This is a genomic window from Streptomyces sp. URMC 123, assembly GCF_051386515.1.
In the GTDB taxonomy this organism is placed as follows: Bacteria; Actinomycetota; Actinomycetes; order Streptomycetales; family Streptomycetaceae; genus Streptomyces.
Window position 1 is genome coordinate 1 of record NZ_JBPQTV010000613.1, and the last position, 1,358, is coordinate 1,358.

The 1,358-nt window shown below is 76.1% G+C and carries 2 protein-coding genes; both read left to right on the top strand.

Going from position 1 to position 1,358, the window contains the following annotated elements:
• On the top strand, positions 1 to 544 hold a 544-nt coding region (locus ACSNOD_RS31200), incomplete at its 5' end, for a class F sortase (RefSeq protein WP_436770440.1).
• A gap of 15 nt (positions 545 to 559) precedes the next feature.
• On the top strand, positions 560 to 1,198 hold the full coding sequence (locus ACSNOD_RS31205) for a PH domain-containing protein (RefSeq protein WP_436770441.1): 639 nt from the start codon (positions 560 to 562) through the stop codon (positions 1,196 to 1,198).
• The last annotated feature ends 160 nt before the right edge of the window (positions 1,199 to 1,358 follow it).

Below are 1,358 nucleotides of genomic sequence, written 5' to 3' on the forward strand. Positions count from 1 at the left end.
CCCCGCCACCGGACAGGCCGCGGCCGGCCCGGTCGCGGACATCACCGCGACCGCCGCTCCCGCCCCCTCCGGCAGTGCCGTGGCCGCGCCCCGGCCCGCCGCGAAGCCCACCCGGGTGCGGGTCCCGGCCGCCGGCGTGGACACCAGCGGCATCCTCGAACTCGGCCTGGCCGCCGACGGCACCGTCGAGGTGCCCTCCGTGGCGCAGGCCGACCGCATCGGCTGGTACGACCAGGGCGTGACGCCCGGCGAGAAGGGGCCCGCCGTCCTCATCGGCCACTTCGACACCGCGAAGGGCCCGGCCGTGCTCAAGGACGTCGCCAAGGTGAGGATCGGCGACCGCATCACCGTCGACCGCGCCGACGGCTCCGTCGTCACCTTCGCCGTCCGCGAGCTCGAACAGGTGAGCAAGGCGGAGTTCCCCACGCGGAAGGTCTACGGCGACACCGACCGCCCCGAACTGCGGCTGATCACCTGCGGCGGCGCGATCACCGACGGCCACCGGCCGGACAACATCATCATCTATGGCGATCTGACGTCCTGAGGCACAATCGGCCCCATGACGAGCCCGGAGCCCTCACCGACCCCCAAGGGCGCGCAGCGGACCCCGTTCGCCGACCGCGTCCACCGCTCGCCCGCGGCCCTCGTCGGAGGCGTGCTGCTGCTCGCGCTCGCCGGCTGGCTCGGCGGCGACGCGCTGATCCGCGGCGACGGCCGTACGCGCTGGCTGGCGCTGGCCGGGCTGCTGCTGGCCGTGCCCCTGATCGTGGCCTACACGCTGCGCCCGGCGGTGTACGCGGGCCAGGACCGGCTGCGGGTGCGCAACCCGTTCCGCACCATCACCCTGCCGTGGGGCTGCGTCGAGGGCGTGCGCGCGGGGTACTCCAGCGAGGTGCTCGCGGACGGCGCGAAGTACCAGCTGTGGGCGATTCCGGTGTCGCTGCGCCAGCGCAAGCGGGCGGCCCGGCAGGCGGCGCGCGCCGCCGCCCGGCCCGCCGGGGCCGCCGGGGCCGCCGGCGAGCCGGCGCCCGGCCGCGCGACCTTCGACCAGGCCGTGGAGGAGCTGAACGAGCTCGCCGAGCGGCGGTCCGGGAACGAAGGCGCGCAGGGCTCGCCGAGTGTGCGCTGGGCGTACGAGATCATCGCGCCGAGCGCGGTTGGGGCGATTCTGCTGGCGGTTCTGCTCGCCACGGGCTGAGTCGGCGCCGGCCGTCACGGGCCGAGTGGCCCCTGCCCCCGCGTGCCCCACCCCCGGCCGAAGGCCGGGATCTTTCCCGCCCCTGTGGGGCGGCTCCCCATACCTCCGGCCGAAGGCCGGGGCAAGACCCCGCCCCTTCGGGGCGAAGCCCCATTTCCCC